Below are 17,999 nucleotides of genomic sequence, written 5' to 3' on the forward strand. Positions count from 1 at the left end.
TCCTGTAAGTCAATAGTGACTAACTAGATATAAAAAGACCGTCCCAACTTTCACAAGCTGGGACGGTTTCTTCTATTATTACAGTTTTACAACGTTTTCGGCTTGTGGTCCACGGTTGCCTTGAACAACGTTGAATTCAACGCGTTGGCCTTCGTCCAAAGTTTTGAAGCCGTCGCCAGTGATTGCGCTGAAGTGAACGAATACGTCGCTTCCGCCTTCAACTTCGATAAATCCGAATCCTTTTTCTGCGTTGAACCATTTAACTGTACCTGTTTGCATGTGTGTTACCTCCACAAATTTAAATTAATATGTTCTTTTTATCTTCAAACAAAGAAAAAATTCACACATTGAAAAAGGTTGTATTACCGAATATAACAGCCCTTTTCAATGCGAAAATTAGGGACTAAATGTATGATTGATATCATATTACCACACCTGATTAGCAAAGGCAAGCTGGCATCCGTATATATCCGTTTCTACCCTAATAAGTATTACCTTCCAATGTAAGGGTTGCCAGTCAGCCCAAAATTGATTAAATCAGCTTATAATTGCCATATTTATCAAAACTTTAGAAGAAATAGATCCCCGATAGCGATACAGAGTATCGCTATTTCAGGAAGCTCTACCTTCTCAACCGAAGGGGTAGTCCGCTCTACTTGTCATTACTGCTATATCATTATATGCCGACTTCCAGCATATTATTCCTCTGGTTTTTCAAGAAGTTTTACTGTGGTCTGATTGACTTTCCCATTTCGATAATAGGTAATCTTCAGATCCTCACCAATCTTCGTCTGATTATATAAATACTTGCGAAGGGAAAGCGTGGATGTAATCGGTTCATCATTAAATTTCGTAATTACATCATTGAACTGTATTCCCGCTTCTTGTGCAGGTCCAACAGCATCCAGAACGACAACCCCATCCTTAACATTGTTCGGTAGGTTCAGTTCCTTGCGTTGGTCCTCTGCGAGAGGAATGTAAGGATTGTTTAAATCTACCGAATATACTCCTAAGTAGGAACGGGCAATCCGCCCTTTCTCAGCCAGTTCATTAGCGGTATCTATCACATGGTTAGCTGGAATAGCAAAACCCAGCCCTTCTACACCTGCATCGGAGATTTTCATCGTGTTAATACCGATGACTTTACCATCCAGATCCACAAGCGCCCCGCCGCTATTGCCTTCATTAATTGCTGCATCGGTCTGAATGACCTCTTGCTCCCAATCATATACGCCGTCCTGATTCAAGGATACGGGAACCTTCCGTTCAGTATAGCTGACAATTCCTGAAGTCAATGTGTCACCAAGTCCCAACGGGTTTCCGATGGCAATGACCGTTTCACCTAGACGAAGCTTCGAGGAATCCCCGAGCTCTGCGATTGTATTGATACCCTTGGCATCAATCGAAAGCACCGCGATGTCACTCACTTTATCCGTTCCAACAAGTGTAGCTTTACGTGTCTCGCCATCTACTGTTACGACTTCAAGATTGCTAGAGTCTTCGATGACATGGTTATTAGTAATGATAAATGCTTTATTATCTACCTTTTTATAAATCACTCCAGAGCCTAATGCTGACTCATCCAGAATGTTCAATTCTTTATTATCTTCTTTATGATTGATAATACTTACTACTGCAGGACGAACCGTAGCAGCGGCTTGAATGATACGGTCAAACGGATCTCTGCTTGGGGCAACCTCCCCAGTTGTTACTACCGACTTCGGGGCAGTTTCGTGACTCATTTGTCCAGTAAGCATACTGAATAAAAACACTGCCACCACAGCACTGATTAAGGAGCAGACGGCGGATATTTGCCAAGTGGATAAGCCCTTGCGCGATCTTCGCACAGAATGCTTGCGGTTAGCAAATGATCCCTTTGATGCTTCATCCCCTCTGGACCGTGATACTTTAGTTGAATAGAAATCGTCATCAAACAATCCCACCGAAAATCTCCCCCTTCTATTGCCAACCGTTCACAGTATCTAAAACCTGAACCTCTAGCAATCACGTTCCAAGCATATACCTCTGCATCCTTTAGACTCCAACAATCACTAAAAAGTTTCACTTTATCCATTAACCACACAATAGTTTCAGTTAATCGAAAGAATTTTAGAATCTTTCAATATATCTTCTCTACTAGGAATATTTTGCAACTTAAAAGACTACACTAATAGAAAGGTTCCATAAATTTAGAGTTTGCTTATCACGTCTATAATTGTATCACAGGCAACCCTCAATTCGTGATTTTCCTGAGGTAAAAAGCCTGCGAATTTTTTACAACTCCAGTTCTGCTTTTACTACATAAGGAGGTATAATTATGAATTCTTTTTCCACAAGTATGGATCTGGTGGAGTTTATCGGTAAGCTTGGCGATTTGAAGGATGAACACTACCATATGACCCTTGCCTTCAGTGCTATGATCGAATTGATGATCGATAAAGGCCTGATCTCCCGCCAAGAATTAGAACGAAAGACTGCCGAGCTTGATCAGCTTATGACAACTGGCTCAACTTATCCCATGGCGTAGGTTGGTCATAATACGTATCGCAAAGCTTAAACTCACTATCTTTAAAGAAACAGCCCCGATCCTCCATTGCGCAACGTACCGACATTTTAGCCAAATCCATCATATTATGATCCCGGCTTAAATGCGCTAAATAGGTACGTTTAGTCCGTCCTGTGAGAATTTCACTTAGTGCTGCTCCGGCTGCTTCATTAGAAAGGTGACCCATGTCGCCAAGTATACGTCGTTTCGTATTCCACGGATAACGTCCCATCCTCAGCATTTCAATATCATGATTCGCCTCCAGCACTAATACGTCCGCCTCTGAAATCGCATCTCTTACCTTGTCGCTAACATACCCCAGATCTGTAGCTACACACAGTTTTTCTTTTCCATCATAAAAATTGTAACCCACCGGCTCCGCCGCATCATGAGAAATTGCAAACGATTCTACACGCAGACTACCAAAATCCCTATGCTGTCCCGACTCCATAATGATTCGGTTATAGTCGGGTATTTTTCCAATGCCTTTTTCAATGGCTCCCCAGGTATTGGTGTTCGCATAAATCGGAAGATCGTATTTACGGGCCATTGCCCCGAGTCCTTTAATATGATCGGAATGCTCGTGTGTGACTAGAATCCCGTCTATATCATTACCCGTTAGCTCGCGCATGGCCAACAGCTCATCGATCCGCTTGGCACTTAGTCCCGCGTCAATCATAAGTGTTGTCTCCCCGTTCCGAACCACCGTTACATTTCCGGTAGAACCACTGGACAGTACTGTAAATGAAATCCCCATTTTCCTTACTCCTTCTAATCTGTTGTCTTCGGACTGATGATGTCCGCACTTATAGCATCCACATAATAGGCATTGCCGTTCTCCAGCATGAACCGCCACATTGGCGACGCTACCTGACTTTCGGAGTTGAACAACTCACCATAATAACCAAGCTCAATCTCCTTTACTACGGAGTCTGCCGGAAAATATTTTTCAATCAAACTGCTAAGCGCTTGCGATGCCGGCAGTACCTTCTGTTCCTTATCGCTACTGCTTGCCCCTATCTCAATCTTAGGTGAGCGGAAAGCTACAATCTTCTGATCACTATTAATCAACTCTAACCTAACTCGGAATAGCGACCACTGATTCTGAACTAGCGGGTGAAGCACGAACTTCCCAACTTCACTTTCTTGAGAATCAAAACGATAATTTGCGATATCCGGTATTTGACTCTCAAGCGCCTTGCTAAGGTCAGTGAAGGAAGAATAGATCAGCTTGCTGTCTATAGGAACATCTAATTTAATGGGTGGTTCATTCTGCTCTTCAGCAGAATATCGATAAGTTATATTAGGAAGCTGCGGGGTAGAAGCCGGAATGGGACACAACACACGAATCCCTTTCTGCTCCATGACCGCCTGGGTTTCTTCGGACAGGGAAGTGAAATCGAGATTGGCACTAACCTGATCGCGCAAATCAATCCACAGCTGATAACATAGCAGCAGATTTAGACCTAAAAAGGCGCAAATTAGTACATTTTTGGCTCTTCCCCAATCCATACCCTTACCTCCTAAATGTTATATGAACAACTTGTACATTAATTTAATGTAAGAACGCTGCCGTCAATAAGCGTAACCTTCCAGACTGGAAGTAGTTGCAGCTTCTCTTCTTTCACTACAGGTACATACGCAGGCGTTAAATCCTTCACTGCCGAAGTTTTACTAACCGCAGACAATTGATTCTCTAGCTCCACGCCTCCAGATAGCTCTACGATTTTCTTTTCTGCCTTACTCTCATCAATATAGATTAACGAGCGTTCATAAGAGGATACGGTGCCTTGCTGCAATTCCAGATTAATTACACCATACTGCAGCTGCGAGTTACTCATGATCGGATAGGAGCCATATGGATAGGAACCATAATATTGTTGAAAAGAGACCTTTCTCTCCTGTCTCCCCTCCTCGGTGGCTTCAAGACGATAGGTTCCATTCCATCCACCATGTTGGTTCACAAATTCTACAGCTTCAAGCGCATCCTTGGCAGGTGTACTGTCTCCGGCTGGAAGTGCGGCAGGATCGCTATAGCTCATCCAATTCCGTTCCTTATCGACCTGAAGACTCCGTTTGCTATCCGTATAAATCTCCGAGCCATTTTTCTCGCGAATATATCTAGTGCTTCCAACATCGAAGAAAAGATTGTTCTGCATTTGTTCTATGGTATACATGCCTGAAGGCATCTCAACCTGAACCAGAGAAATCTTGCTGTCTGGCACATAATAATCACCATCTACGGACTTGTAAGGCGTCCAGTTCTTGCCGAAATCCACATGCTGCTGCACGTCTTGCACAGTTAAATCCGCTTTTGCCGCTTCATATATAATGTCGCCTCTCGTACTGAAGAAAATGGCATGCGCTTTGGAGTCATTCTTAATGTTATAGATCCAAATGCGATCAATGCTTTCTCCTTCAAATAGGGAATCAGGTGACAGCTGCATAACCCGCTGCAGTAACGTTACCGGAATGCCGGATCCGAACGAAAGCTCAATCCCCGGATTCTCATTTCGAATCTTATCCCAATCATAATCCTGTACCGAGTGCCGCTGGAAGCTTTCAAATCCACGCCCTTTTAACCGATTCATAATCAAGCTATAGAACGTTGAGTCTGGATAAAAAAGCGTATGTTTGTTATCGCCCATATGGATGATCATTTTATCAGGGTACAGCAGGTTCTCGACCTTTTCCTCCGGTCCCATATTGTCTGTCTTCACATATAGATTCTCGGAGAGTACCGCTGAGTCTGCACCAGGCAAGCGATAAATCAAATAGTAACTCTCAACAAGACTTCCCAGCACGAGCAAGGCTAGAATCCATGACTTCAATCTCTCCTTCATGCCTCACTCCCCCTTTGCGCATTCAGAGGTAGTGTAAAGGTTACCTTAGAGCCTTCATTAAGCTCGGATTGCAGGGAAATAGAGCCTCCATGGGCTTTCACAATTTCCCGGGCAATGGAAAGGCCAAGTCCGGTGCCTCCCATATTCCGTGAACGCGCCTTATCCACCCGATAAAAACGTTCAAAGATCCGCTCGATGTCTTTCTTCGGAATACCAATCCCGGAATCACGTACAGAAATGGAGAGCATTCCATCCTCACTTTTCAAGGCTTCCAATTCAATCGTACCGCCTTCTGGCGTATATTTTAATGCATTGGAGACCAAATTCCCCAAGACCTGATCGATTTGATCACGATCGAGCCATGCTGTGCTGACATCCCTACGGACCCTTGTACTAATGTCGATCCGCTTCTGCCGAATCTGAAAAGAAAAGCGGTCTGCTACATCCTCTAGCATTTCAGTAATATCCGTCTGCTGAATTCTGAGAAGTGCCTCCTTGGAATCCAGACGCGACAGATGCAGTAGATCCGTAACCAAACGAATCATACGCTCGGTTTCGTTACGAATAACCCCAACAAAACGAACCGCTAACTGCGGGTCCTCAAGCGCTCCATCATCAAGTGCCTCCACATAGCTTTTAATCGTTGTAAGTGGTGTTCTTAGCTCATGCGAAACGTTCGCGACGAACTCTCGGCGTGATTCCTCCAGGTTCTCTTGCTCAGTTACATCTTGCAGCACGGCAATAGTACCGGCAATCCCACCTTCACGGCGATGAATCGGAGTAAACGTAACTCTCACGATATTAGAATCTTCTCCACCCATATGTGTCAGATGAAGCATTGCAGACTGGGCATTTCCTTTAGCCAAGGAACCACTCTGCTCATAATCAAGACCTAGCAATTTATCCAGTGGCGCACCTTCCGGCAACGGACCTTCTGTTCCCAGCATAAGTGCTGCTCGAAGGTTCATAAGAATGACTACACCATTCTCATCCGTGGCTACCACACCGTCACTCATATTCGTCAGAATAGAGGTGAGCTTCTCTTTCTCTTCCTCATTCTGAGAGAGCGCCTCACGCAATCTGCCGGTCATATAATTGAATGCCTGACTGAGTTGTCCAATTTCATCGTTGCCGAGTACGGGCATTTTTCGATTGAACCGACCTTCAGCAACAGCTGTTGCATGCCTAGTCATTTCTTTAATCGGCTGCGTAATGGTGTGTGCAAGAATAACACATAGGACAACTGTCAGTCCCAAGGCTAACAGCAAACCAGAGATGAATACACTGTTGATCCTGCCCATGGTCGCATATAAATCTTTCATGTCAGCAGCAATATAGATTGCACCTACTACCTTGTCACCGGAAAGTACCGGCTTGGCCACAACCTTTTTCCGCACATTATCATCGGCAATAATATATTCTTCATTATCGCTGATCCCCTGCAAGGCGCGATTGACTACGGTCTGAGTGTTGCGCTGTCCGACATAGTCATTCTGCGAGGGCACGGAGGTGGTGATGATTTTGCCGCTAGCATCAAGTACTTGAATTTCAGCCCCGTTAATGTAAAGATTATTAACCATACCACGCAGACTTTCTACAGCCGTTTCCTCGTCAACGGTACCAGCCTCACTACCGAATTTATCAGCAGTCAGGATGGACAGCATCTCCGCACGTGCTTTAAGATCCTTCGTGAAGTTATCCGTTAACGAGTTCTTCATCGAGCTGACAAAATAGACTCCAATTAACTGCATAGCTATCAGAATCAGCAGCACATAAATAATAATAAGCTTGGCCTGAATTGTCCGGAAAAAGGACCACCACTTCATCACAGTCCTCCGCTTTTAGGGCTATGCATCAAATAGCCAAGTCCGCGCCGAGTATAAATATATTCCGGCTTGCTGGGATTCTCCTCAATTTTCTCTCTTAGACGACGGATCGTCACGTCTACGGTCCGCACATCGCCGAAATACTCGAATCCCCACACAGCCTGCAGTAAATGCTCCCGGGTCATCACCTTACCCGCATGTTTAATCATATAGTAGAGCAGCTCATATTCACGATGGGTCAAATCAAGCGGCTCCCCACCCTTATAAACCAGATACATATCTGTATCAATAAATAGATCAAAATGGTAAATACCCTGTCTGGTCTCTGCAGGTTCATTCGCCATTCCCGGCGGTGACGGTTTGTGCTGTCTCCGCATTTGGGCCTTCACTCTGGCGAGTAGCTCACGTGTACTAAAAGGTTTGGTCACATAGTCATCCGCACCAAGCTCTAGACCAAGCACCTTATCAATCTCTCCGTCTTTGGCAGTAAGCATAATGATAGGAATGTCCAAATGCGCAGAACGAACCTCACGACAAACATCCATCCCGTCCTTACCAGGCAGCATAAGATCAAGCAGCATAAGATCAGGCTTTTTGGACAATGCCAATTCTACTGCACTGTTACCATCAAAAGCACAAATAACCTCGTAGCCCTCTTTTTCTAGATTAAACTTCAATATATCAGCAATAGGCTGTTCATCGTCTACTACCAGAATCGTTCCCATCTGCATGTCTCAGCTTCACCTTCCTATCCCTACTTAAAGATCATTCCTTTATTTTAACATACCTGTCTTACCGTCACATCCTACGAAATAAGGAATCGGCTTCCCCAGCAAAAAGAAACAGCTGTATCGTCATTCCTATATCAAAAAAAATAAAACCGCTCGAATTTAATCGAGCAGTTGAGGTTAAAATATGAATTATCGCAAATACTTCATTGGATTTACTGCAGTGCCATTCTTCCGAATCTCAAAATGCAGATGTGTTCCCGTCGAGCGTCCAGTATTGCCCATTACACCAATTTTGGCGCCTTGTTCCAAACGCTGTCCCGTAGAAACGGAGATGCTGTTTAAGTGGCCATAATAGGTTTCGTATCCGTTACGGTGATCCACGATAACCACATTTCCATATCCACTCTTCACACCAGCAAAGATTACAGTTCCGGCATCAGAGGCTTTAATGCTTCGGTTGCCAGATACCATATCTAGACCCTTATGAGCACGGCTCCAGCGCTCACCGAAACTACTAGTAAGGGTTGCTCCGCTTACTGGCCAACTGAACATGCCTGTTCCTTCACCAACTACCTTCGTACCCCGATAAACCACTTCAGGGAGTGAAGATTTAATAACGGTCTGACCCAACCACTCTTCTTGTACGACCATTCCGTTTTTCTTTGTTAACCGATACTGCATTTCTTTAAGGCCCGTTTGTCCTGGACGAACGACCTTACTTTTGCCTGCTGGTAACTGGTCGCTTTTCCGCACGATCACTTCAGGCTCAGTAACCACCTGCTCTGACACTTGCTCTACAGTAACAACTGTAACATCTGGCTGTGGTACCTTCAGCTTCAGTGTATCTCCAATCTTCAACGTTAGCTCTTTCACATCCGGGTTGTTACTATAGATCTCTTTTTGTGTAATTTCAAACCGTTTGGCAATCCCCGAAATCGTATCGCCCTCTTGAACGGTATAAAGAAGTGGTGCTTCTTTACCCTCGGTAAGAGTTTTGACCGCTTCCTCGACATCCAACACTTTGTTAGGATCTGTCTTCACTGGAACAATAGCAACTTCTTCACTAATTTTGACTGACTCCACTTGGTTAGGAGCTTTTGCTTTCGCAGCACTTGAACTTGAGGCTGCTGTTCTTGTGAGCTTACTAGCCGTTGCTACTTTAGTTTGCGGAACATAATGATTCTTTACCCCTTCAAGCACCGCATTTGCGGTCTCTTGATCCTTAACAATGCCAACCACCTTGCCATCTACCAATAATTGTACACCTACGGCATAGGCCTTCAGCATTCCATCTAGTTTATTAAGCGTTGCTTCACTATCAACTTCCGGCTTGTACGCTTTCTCCTGTTTAATTGTAATGCCTTCTGTCTGAAGCACCATCGTTGAATCTGGATACTTGTCCTGATATTCCTGTTGCTTCTTATCATACAGCTGATTAAGCTGTGCCTGATCGTTAAGCTTCCCGATCTCCTTACCCTTCACCAACACTTGATAGAAGGTTTCAGTATTGGCTGCTACATACTTTTTCTCTGCACCAATTAACACAGTGGTTAGAAGTACTAGACCAACAGCTCCCAAAATCCAAGAGTGCCGGAATCTACGAGTTCCTTTTTCTTGATGAAAGTGTGTGGAGTCGTGATCGAAATTGTGGCTCTGCTGAACATCTGCTCCGGATTCTGCTGTGTCGCTATCCTGCAGTTTCCCCATCCGGCGCATGAACTTAAATCCCTTCATGAAACTCTCCCTTTCAGTCCGCTCGGTCATCCGAGACGAGCGGCCAAGCTAGTTATACGATCTCGAGTATATAGATTACGACCATGAATATTTCCACTTATCCTAGTTCTAATTTCCTGCTTCTAATGGACCCTCAAAAAGGTTACAATTGGTTACAAAAAATTAACCCTTTGAACATCCTTATCTAATGTACCATAGCTGAGCGGAAAATTTCAACTTTGTACACATAAAAAAACCCACGAAATACGCGGGTTTTTTGCGCAAATATGAAAATTTAGCCTTTTTCTTGTGTCTAGAAATTGACAATTACTATGGTTGCTGTAGAGTTTCTGTAGTTGGTGTAAGCATTTTCATTATACTCTCGTATTCATCGGGATCAACATATTTGGCAATGACTTGTTGCAGCTCCTTAACCTCATCCTCCGTTAGACCATCCTCCATCGCCGTGGAGATTTTCTGCATCTCATCCTGCGGTAGTTTGGACATCAAGATATTGAATATATTTACCTTCTCCGCCGAAGGGAGATTATCTTTTAAGTCACCTATTGCCTCAGGTGTCATTACCAATTTCTGGTCCTCTAAACTTCCACTCTGGCTTTCGTTAGTAGAAGACTCATTTGAGGCTTGGCCCATAACCGGTAAAGCATCCTCGGGTGCTTTTTCCTCCACCGGCTCCCCTTTTTCAGGTGTATCCTTACTGTTATCTTTATCCTTGTTTACTGCGCTGCCTGTTGTCGTCGCTTCTTTATTCGCTTTATTGGAGTCCGATTGGCTATCCATGCCAATAATACTCTTGACCATCCCACCTAAACCTGGGCCTGGACTATCCACTTTAATATCGAAGCTCGCCAGCACCGACTGAATATAAGCATTTACAACCACGCCCGTAGTTAGAATTGAAAGTGTACTTGCGAGTACTACAATTAGACATACTCCCAGTGCACGCTTCACGATCTTCATTTCTTCTCTCCTCTCACCTATGTTCAAGTCTATCTGGTATATTTTTTCCATGTTTTTCTATACTCCCAGTATTGACTAGAACCGGCTTCGGGAAACATACGCATAAAAGTAAACATAAAAAAGAGACCTCTCGCGAGGTCCCTTATAAATGACTAAATTTATTTAGATATAAATTGGCGTTACTTGATTCGTCTGCTCACGGTTACGGCCTACTGAGAAGATGGCGATCGGAATCCCTGTAAGCTCAGATACACGTTCAACATATCTGCGTGTATTTGCTGGCAGATCGTCCAATGTTTTTGCAGAAGTAATATCTTCGCTCCAACCTGGAAGCTCCTCATATACCGCTTCGCACTCTGCCAGCATCTTAAGGCTAGCTGGGTAATGCGTGATTACTTCACCACGGTATTTGTAGCCTGTGCAGATCTTCACAGTCTCAAGTCCACTCAGCACATCCAGCGAGTTAAGAGACAAGCCTGTGATTCCACTCACACGACGAGCGTGACTTACAACAACACTGTCAAACCAGCCTACACGGCGAGCACGTCCTGTAACTGTTCCATATTCATGACCTGTTTCACGGATATAATCACCAGTTGCATCGTTCAGTTCTGTAGGGAACGGGCCATCTCCAACACGAGTAGTGTAGGCTTTAGCAACCCCGATAACCTGTTTAATCTTAGAAGGTCCAACACCAGAACCTATGCATACGCCACCTGCAGAAGGGTTAGAAGAAGTAACAAACGGATACGTACCTTGATCAATATCAAGCATTACCCCTTGTGCGCCTTCAAACAATACTTTGCGGTCTGCATCAATAGCTTCATTAAGAATGACCGACGTATCTGTCACATAATTACGTAGCACTTCCGCATATTCCAGGTACTGAGTCAGAATCTCTTCAACATCAAGAGCTTCCGCGCCATATACTTGAGTAATCACTTGGTTCTTCTCTTCCATCAAGTGACGAAGTCTCAATTCGAATTCCTCAGCATCCATCAGGTCAGCAATACGGATACCGTTACGTGCAGCCTTATCCATGTAACATGGACCGATGCCTTTGCGTGTTGTACCAATCTTGTTCGGACCCTTACGGTCTTCTTCCAGAGCATCCAGTACCATGTGATAAGGCATAATAACATGAGCCCGGTCGCTGATCACTAAGTTTTTAGTGTCAAATCCGTTCTCGTGAATATAATTAATTTCTTGGATCAAGGCAGCTGGATTAATAACCATCCCGTTACCAATTACACAAGTCTTTTCTTTATAAAATACACCAGAAGGGATTAAGCTGAGCTTAAACTTCTCACCGTCAATCAGAATCGTGTGACCGGCATTATTGCCCCCTTGATAACGGGCAACCACATCTGCACTTTCCGCTAGAAAGTCAGTGATTTTCCCTTTACCTTCGTCTCCCCATTGTGTTCCCACGACGACTACCGTTGACATGTTCATTCCTCCGTAGGTGCTAGCAAGCACCATTATTTTTCATAATATGGGCCCTGTACGTCATTCTTATGTACGTAGCCCTCCGGACTCCAAGCGGATTTACCCACTAAAGGACAATACTCAGTGTAACAGCCGTTTTTTTCAAAGTCAAATAAAACGAACGATTACACAAAGAAATGTGCAATCGTTCGGATATCATACATGACAGGTTACCCAGCAAATGGTTCTGCATGTGCTCGCTCGTAGTTAACGAACTTGTTGAAGTTTTTGAGGAAGACAAGCTCTACTGTCCCAACGGGACCATTACGCTGTTTAGCTATAATAATTTCAATAATATTTTTCTTCTCAGTGTCCTGATTGTAATAGTCGTCACGATACAGGAACGCAACAATATCGGCATCCTGCTCGATAGAACCGGATTCACGCAAGTCACTCATCATCGGTCGTTTATCCTGACGTTGTTCCACACCCCGGCTAAGCTGCGACAGGGCGATAACCGGCACGTCCAATTCACGAGCGATCTGCTTCAATGTACGGGATATATCCGATACTTCCTGTTGACGGTTTTCCCCGCCTTTACCGCGGCCCTGAATGAGCTGCAAGTAGTCAATGACGATCATCCCCAGGCCCTTTTCCTTCTTTAGCCTCCGGCATTTCGCACGAATATCCGTTACAGTAATCCCTGCTGTATCATCGATATAAATCTCCGCCTCCGATAGGGACTGAATGCCCATAGTCAGCTTCGACCAATCATCATCACTCTTGAAGTCACCGGTACGCATAGTATTCGCATCCAGATTAGCTTCGGCACAAATCATCCGCTGTACTAGCTGCGGCGCAGACATTTCCAGACTAAATATGGCAACCGTCTCTTTGGCACGTACGGCCACATTCTGAGCAATATTTAGCGCGAATGCTGTCTTACCTACAGAAGGACGGGCTGCAACAATAATCAAATCATTGCGCTGGAATCCATTAGTCATATGGTCTAAATCCACAAATCCCGTTGGAATACCTGACATGCCGCCCTTATCTTTATTCTGATGGAGGAGTTCAACCTTATCAAATACTTCCATCAAAACATCGCGGATTGCGATAAATCCACTGCCGCTGCGCCGGTTAGAGATTTCAAGAATTCGCCGTTCTGCATCACTAAGCATATCGGCTACATCTTCGCCGCCGGTGTAACCCTCGCTTACGATTTGCGTCGCTGTACGAATCAAACGCCGTAACATAGCCTTTTCTTCAATAATCTGTGCGTAGTATTCTACGTTAGCCGCAGTAGGCACAGCATGCGCCAGCTTAGCTAGGTAGCTAACACCACCAATATCTTCGAGCTCTCCCTTGTCCTGCAGTCTAGAAGTAAGCGTAACAAGATCAATCGGCTGGCTCTCTTCTCCGAGCTGCACCATCGCCTCAAAAATCATTTGATGCGCTTTATCGTAGAAGTCTTCGGTATTCACCCGTTCCATTGCAGTAATGAGCGCTTCATCCTGCAACAGAACAGCACCAATTACCGCTTGCTCCGCCTCAAGATTCTGCGGGGGAACCCGATCGAAAAAGAGATCTCCACCCATGTTACTCCTCCGTTACCTGAACCTTAAGGGTAGCCTTTACTTCAGTGTGTAGTTTTATACTTACTTGAAACACTCCCAAATGACGAATCGGCTCTCCTAGCTCAATCTTGCGCTTATCGATGGAAATGCTTTGAGTGGAAGCTAGCGTTTCAGCAATTTGTTTGCTCGTGATTGCTCCGAATAGACGGCCGCCTTCACCTGCTTTTGCTTTCATAGTAAGGGTAAGCTCATCTATCTTATTGCCCAGTTGCTGAGCTTCTTCTTTTTCGTTATCTTTACGGCGTTGTTCAGCAGCTGCTTGATTCTCAAGCGTCTTCACATTGCCTTCCGTTGCCGGACGAACTAATCCACGTGGTAATAGGAAGTTCGAAGCATAACCTTCGGATACCTCTTTAACCTGACCTTTTTTACCTTGACCCTTAACATCTTTTATGAAAATGACCTTCATTCGAATAAACCCTCTTTCGATTCGATTTCAGCCAGCACTTGCAGCAGTCTGGCTTCTGCTTCTTTACATGTTCCTTCTAGCTGTACCGCCGCGTTCGATAGATGCCCACCGCCACCCATTTTTTCCATCACGACCTGTACATTCATACGCCCAAGTGATCGAGCACTAATGCTTATCAGGCCGTCTGGTCGCTCGCTAATGACAAATGAAGCGACTACGTTCGTCATCCCAAGTAATGTATCTGCAGTCTGAGCGATAAGTAGCTGTGGAATCTTCATACCTGGTGCCGTAACGACCAATGCGATTTGATCATAAATCATACGCGCATGTTTGATAATTTCGGCTTTTGAAATATACTCCTGTAAATCCTCTTTCAGCATACGCTGAATAAGAACGGTATCCGCACCATTTCGGCGCAGAAACCCTGCAGCTTCAAATGTACGTGAGCCTGTATGCAGTGCAAAGTGCTTCGTATCTACAGTAATTCCCGCTAAGAGCATTGTAGCATCCAATGGACTAATCTTTACCTTCTCATGGATATATTGAAGCAACTCTGTCACCAGCTCACAGGTCGATGAAGCATAAGGCTCTAAATAGACAAGTACAGCATCGTTGATGAACTCTTCACCTCTACGGTGATGATCCACGACCACAATTCTACTCGCATATTGCACAAGCCGCGGTTCCATTGTCATAGATGCCTTATGGGTATCTACAACAATAAGCAGTGTATGCTCCGTCATCACTTGTAAAGACTGCTCCGTTGTGATGAACGACTTAAACAATTCATCATCTTTCCGAATCTGCTCCATCATGTTCGTTATGGAAGGATTAGGAGTCTCCATCACAATGCTAGCCTCTACATTATACATCTGTGCGGCTCTCAGAAGGCCAATCGCAGCACCAACAGCATCGATATCTGGTGTGCGGTGGCCGAGGATCAGCACACGGTCGCTCTCCTGCATTAAATCACGTAGCGCATGCGCAATGACTCGTGCCCGCACTCGTGTACGCTTCTCCGCAGCATTACTCTTTCCACCGTAGAAAGACAACCTCTGACCTGCTTTTACAGCAGCCTGATCTCCACCTCGGCCGAGCGCCATATCCAAACTTGATTGTGCTAAGGCACCTAGCTCGCTTGCAGAGTCCGCTCCAAATGCCATACCAATACTCAGTGTCATAGGCACTTTAAGGTCGGCTGTCATTTCCCTAATCTCATCGAGAATAACGAATCGACTTTCTTCCAGTGCTTGCAGACTACGATGATTAAGTAGCATTAAATAACGCTCAGACGACAGACGACGTAGATAAACATCAAACTGTTTACTCCATTCGGTGATCTCACTCGCTACCTTAGCGATCAGAGAAGTACGCTGTTGATCATCCATTCCTTGAGCAGATTCATCTAGATTATCCATCATCACTATGCCAATCGCCAGCTTTTCATCCTCATAACGTTCACGTAGCACCACAAGCTCAGTGATATCATACATGTAAAGAATACGTTCACTTGGAATAATGACAGCTTGGTAAAATCGTTCATCCACAGTGAGCTCAAGGCGAGTGTCATGCAATACGCCTTCTTTGTGAACATCCCTTTTTCCCGATACATTCGTCGTAAAAAAAGACTGCATATCCGGCAGCAATTCCAGTAGCGGTTCCCCAACTAAAGACTTGCGCGCAAAAATATCACCAGCATAGCGGTTATTCCATTCTACTGTTCGATCTTCGCTAAACAGAATGATTCCGAGGGGCAGCATACTCACTGCTTCTCCCTCCACTCGCTTAATACGAAAAGTTAATCCATTAATATATTCCACCAGATTACGGCGGAACGAAATTTCCGTCTTCAGCATATAGAAGCATAATGTACCTGCCAGAAACAGGCTAACGACCCCAAGAGCCCAGTTATAAATACTAACAATTATAATAAGGGCCAACAGCAGCATGAACGCCCATACGGTATGATAGCCGTGCCAGCGTCTTTGCAGAAATTTAGGCATGAACTCTCACCCTATCGTTTCGATTTCGTCACATACTCCCGCAGTGGGAAAGCAAGATCAATAATACCGATAATGCGTAGCGGCGGCAGCAAAATGACCGGTATTGCTAGCAGAATGGCAACCACCTTGTTCCATTTGCGTTCATGCGCCAGGAAGAAGAAAAATCCAATCGCCTGAATCATAAAGCCAATTCGTAGCAACGGCAGTAGATTGGCAGAAATCATGAGGATGTAATTATTCTCTGATCCTGAGAAGAAGAGCTGAAGAACCACACCAATCAAATAATACCAAATAAACGATCTCGAAAGTCTCCATTCACGAGCAGGCTTCATCTTAGGCACTGCATAATTCATACTGTTCAGAATCGGACGAACAATAGAATGCGTAATGACAGCTATCATAAAAGAGCTTACGATTAGAGTCATTGGGATCATTTGAACCGTCATATGACTTAGCTTGTTTACATCCTCAGTCGTAAATCCAAGATCAGTAAACAGTGGATTAGCAGTACCAAGATCAGACAGAGGCGAGTTAACCATCTGCAGCACATCGTTCACATAGCTAGACAAATCAAAGTTAAATAACGCCGTACCGAGTAATAAGAGTAACAGGAATTCTCCAAGAATCGTAACCGTACCTGCAATCACGGTAGATACTGCTGAAGCATGTCTTTTATACCAACGTCCCATAACCAGAGCAGGTATTAAGAAATACGCCGCGATCAGCACATAAATAGGTGTAATCAGACCAACAATCAGCAACACCGGCAATACGTGTAGAACGAATTGTTTGGTGTTCAGCGTAGTGAATAACACTACTGCCGGAACAATCATAAATAGGGTAGTGATGATGAGCAGTGGAGTCGTTAAACTAAGCAGCAAAAGTAAATATACTACGCTCCAAACCACAGATGACCAGCGAAATTTCAACAGTATTCACCTCTTACGCATATGTTCTTCTAAAGCAGATATATCTTGATACCATTCTTCCAGTTGATGCCCTTCCTGCTTATGCTTTCTGAGCTTCTCGAGTAGCAAGTCATCTAATTGACGATAGGGAATCCCTAGTCTGCGGCCCAAAATATAAGAGCTCATAATCAAACTAGCCAGGCTGTCGCCCACACGGGTAGTACTGCCTTCCCATAACGCTTTAAATAACCTTGAAACTTGGTCAATCACTTCTGTTTTTAGCCATTCAATTACCTTGGCGCGTTTAGCGACATCCAGATCCTTCGGCACATTGGACACGTCTCTCTACCTCCGGCAAAAAGCTTTATTCTCCATTATAGCATAAAAAATTCCGTGTCACACAAAGGCGCCCCACGCACCTTAAGTATGCTTCAACAAGGGATGAACTAGTACTTCTTACATTTTTAAAAAAGACCTGCTTTCCGTTATCGCCGGAAATACAGGCCTTGTTCCGATTGCTTCTATTACCGCGAATAAATTGGGCTATAATGACTCTTGAGATTGTTTTGATACAAATTTCTCACAATATTCTATGACTTGACTCCGGCGAACGATGCCAATAAACCGGTTCATATCATCGACTACAGGAACAAAGTTCTGTACCTTAGCCAAATTAATCAGATCTTCCATATCCGCATCAATCGAGACAGGTCTGTTATTCATCCTCAACGGCAAATCTTTAAGCAAGAATTTTGAAGCGTTCTCGAAAGTAACCTTGCCCTCGGATTCCTTCATATACCAGAGCAGATCACCCTCTGTAACCGTACCAGCGTATTCTCCATTTCGGTTCAGAATAGGGACAGCCGTATAACGGTGATACTCCATCCTCTCCAACGTTTGGCGTAGCGTTGAATCGATCGTTACGCAAGCGACTTCCTGTTTCGGAAGTAAAAAAAATGCAATATTCATCTCTTG

17 protein-coding genes are annotated in these 17,999 nt (G+C 44.4%); 1 reads left to right on the forward strand and 16 read right to left on the reverse strand.

The features are described from left to right. Positions 1 to 78: 78 nt before the first annotated feature. The gene (locus MHI27_RS30495) at positions 79 to 279 is read right to left on the reverse strand and encodes a cold-shock protein (protein ID WP_019914582.1); all 201 of its coding nucleotides are present in this window, start codon (positions 277 to 279) and stop codon (positions 79 to 81) included. 419 nt (positions 280 to 698) lie between these two features. After that, on the reverse strand, positions 699 to 1,943 hold the full coding sequence (locus MHI27_RS30500; protein WP_042193026.1) for a S1C family serine protease: 1,245 nt from the start codon (positions 1,941 to 1,943) through the stop codon (positions 699 to 701). A gap of 374 nt (positions 1,944 to 2,317) precedes the next feature. Between MHI27_RS30500 and MHI27_RS30505 the strand changes: the two genes are divergently transcribed. Continuing rightward, positions 2,318 to 2,527 (forward strand): hypothetical protein, encoded by a 210-nt coding sequence (locus MHI27_RS30505; RefSeq protein ID WP_042193027.1) that lies wholly within the window; start codon positions 2,318 to 2,320, stop codon positions 2,525 to 2,527. Here the strand turns inward: MHI27_RS30505 and MHI27_RS30510 are convergent. The 14 genes from MHI27_RS30510 to MHI27_RS30575 form a co-directional block, all read right to left on the reverse strand. Continuing rightward, positions 2,493 to 3,302, reverse strand: coding sequence for an MBL fold metallo-hydrolase (locus MHI27_RS30510; RefSeq protein ID WP_042193028.1), 810 nt, complete (start codon positions 3,300 to 3,302; stop codon positions 2,493 to 2,495). The genes MHI27_RS30505 and MHI27_RS30510 overlap by 35 nt on opposite strands. 14 nt (positions 3,303 to 3,316) lie before the next feature. Then, positions 3,317 to 4,057, reverse strand: coding sequence for a two-component system regulatory protein YycI (gene yycI / locus MHI27_RS30515; RefSeq protein ID WP_042193029.1), 741 nt, complete (start codon positions 4,055 to 4,057; stop codon positions 3,317 to 3,319). 38 nt (positions 4,058 to 4,095) lie between these two features. After that, complete coding sequence (locus MHI27_RS30520) at positions 4,096 to 5,388, reverse strand: YycH family regulatory protein (RefSeq protein ID WP_042193030.1); 1,293 nt, start codon at positions 5,386 to 5,388, stop codon at positions 4,096 to 4,098. Continuing rightward, entirely contained in the window at positions 5,385 to 7,214 is a 1,830-nt protein-coding gene (gene walK, locus MHI27_RS30525) for a cell wall metabolism sensor histidine kinase WalK (protein WP_042193031.1), read from the reverse strand. Before walK ends, MHI27_RS30520 begins: the two co-directional genes overlap by 4 nt. Further along, positions 7,214 to 7,945, reverse strand: coding sequence for a response regulator YycF (yycF, locus tag MHI27_RS30530; protein WP_042193032.1), 732 nt, complete (start codon positions 7,943 to 7,945; stop codon positions 7,214 to 7,216). Before yycF ends, walK begins: the two co-directional genes overlap by 1 nt. A gap of 189 nt (positions 7,946 to 8,134) precedes the next feature. Beyond that, positions 8,135 to 9,679: a peptidoglycan DD-metalloendopeptidase family protein gene (locus MHI27_RS30535; RefSeq protein WP_405175330.1), complete on the reverse strand. Its 1,545-nt coding sequence runs from the start codon at positions 9,677 to 9,679 to the stop codon at positions 8,135 to 8,137. Between the two features lie 309 nt (positions 9,680 to 9,988). Continuing rightward, positions 9,989 to 10,639: a hypothetical protein gene (locus MHI27_RS30540; RefSeq protein ID WP_339799569.1), complete on the reverse strand. Its 651-nt coding sequence runs from the start codon at positions 10,637 to 10,639 to the stop codon at positions 9,989 to 9,991. Between the two features lie 162 nt (positions 10,640 to 10,801). Continuing rightward, the gene (locus MHI27_RS30545; RefSeq protein WP_060626292.1) at positions 10,802 to 12,088 is read right to left on the reverse strand and encodes an adenylosuccinate synthase; all 1,287 of its coding nucleotides are present in this window, start codon (positions 12,086 to 12,088) and stop codon (positions 10,802 to 10,804) included. A 209-nt stretch (positions 12,089 to 12,297) separates the two neighbouring features. After that, positions 12,298 to 13,665, reverse strand: a complete 1,368-nt coding sequence (dnaB, locus tag MHI27_RS30550) for a replicative DNA helicase (RefSeq protein WP_042131710.1) — start codon at positions 13,663 to 13,665, stop codon at positions 12,298 to 12,300. A 1-nt stretch (position 13,666) separates the two neighbouring features. Continuing rightward, complete coding sequence (rplI, locus tag MHI27_RS30555) at positions 13,667 to 14,113, reverse strand: 50S ribosomal protein L9 (RefSeq protein WP_405175331.1); 447 nt, start codon at positions 14,111 to 14,113, stop codon at positions 13,667 to 13,669. Then, on the reverse strand, positions 14,110 to 16,116 hold the full coding sequence (locus MHI27_RS30560; RefSeq protein WP_042193037.1) for a DHH family phosphoesterase: 2,007 nt from the start codon (positions 16,114 to 16,116) through the stop codon (positions 14,110 to 14,112). The genes rplI and MHI27_RS30560 overlap by 4 nt, the downstream gene beginning before the upstream one ends. An 11-nt stretch (positions 16,117 to 16,127) precedes the next feature. Continuing rightward, positions 16,128 to 17,045: a DUF2232 domain-containing protein gene (locus MHI27_RS30565; protein ID WP_405175332.1), complete on the reverse strand. Its 918-nt coding sequence runs from the start codon at positions 17,043 to 17,045 to the stop codon at positions 16,128 to 16,130. Positions 17,046 to 17,051: 6 nt separating this feature from the next. Then, positions 17,052 to 17,354, reverse strand: coding sequence for a MazG-like family protein (locus MHI27_RS30570; RefSeq protein ID WP_170880353.1), 303 nt, complete (start codon positions 17,352 to 17,354; stop codon positions 17,052 to 17,054). Positions 17,355 to 17,567: 213 nt separating this feature from the next. Continuing rightward, on the reverse strand, positions 17,568 to 17,993 hold the full coding sequence (locus MHI27_RS30575) for a CBS domain-containing protein (protein WP_042193039.1): 426 nt from the start codon (positions 17,991 to 17,993) through the stop codon (positions 17,568 to 17,570). Positions 17,994 to 17,999 lie beyond the last annotated feature (6 nt).

It is taken from the genome of Paenibacillus sp. FSL H8-0261 (assembly GCF_045040645.1).
Taxonomy (GTDB): Bacteria; Bacillota; Bacilli; order Paenibacillales; family Paenibacillaceae; genus Paenibacillus_AQ.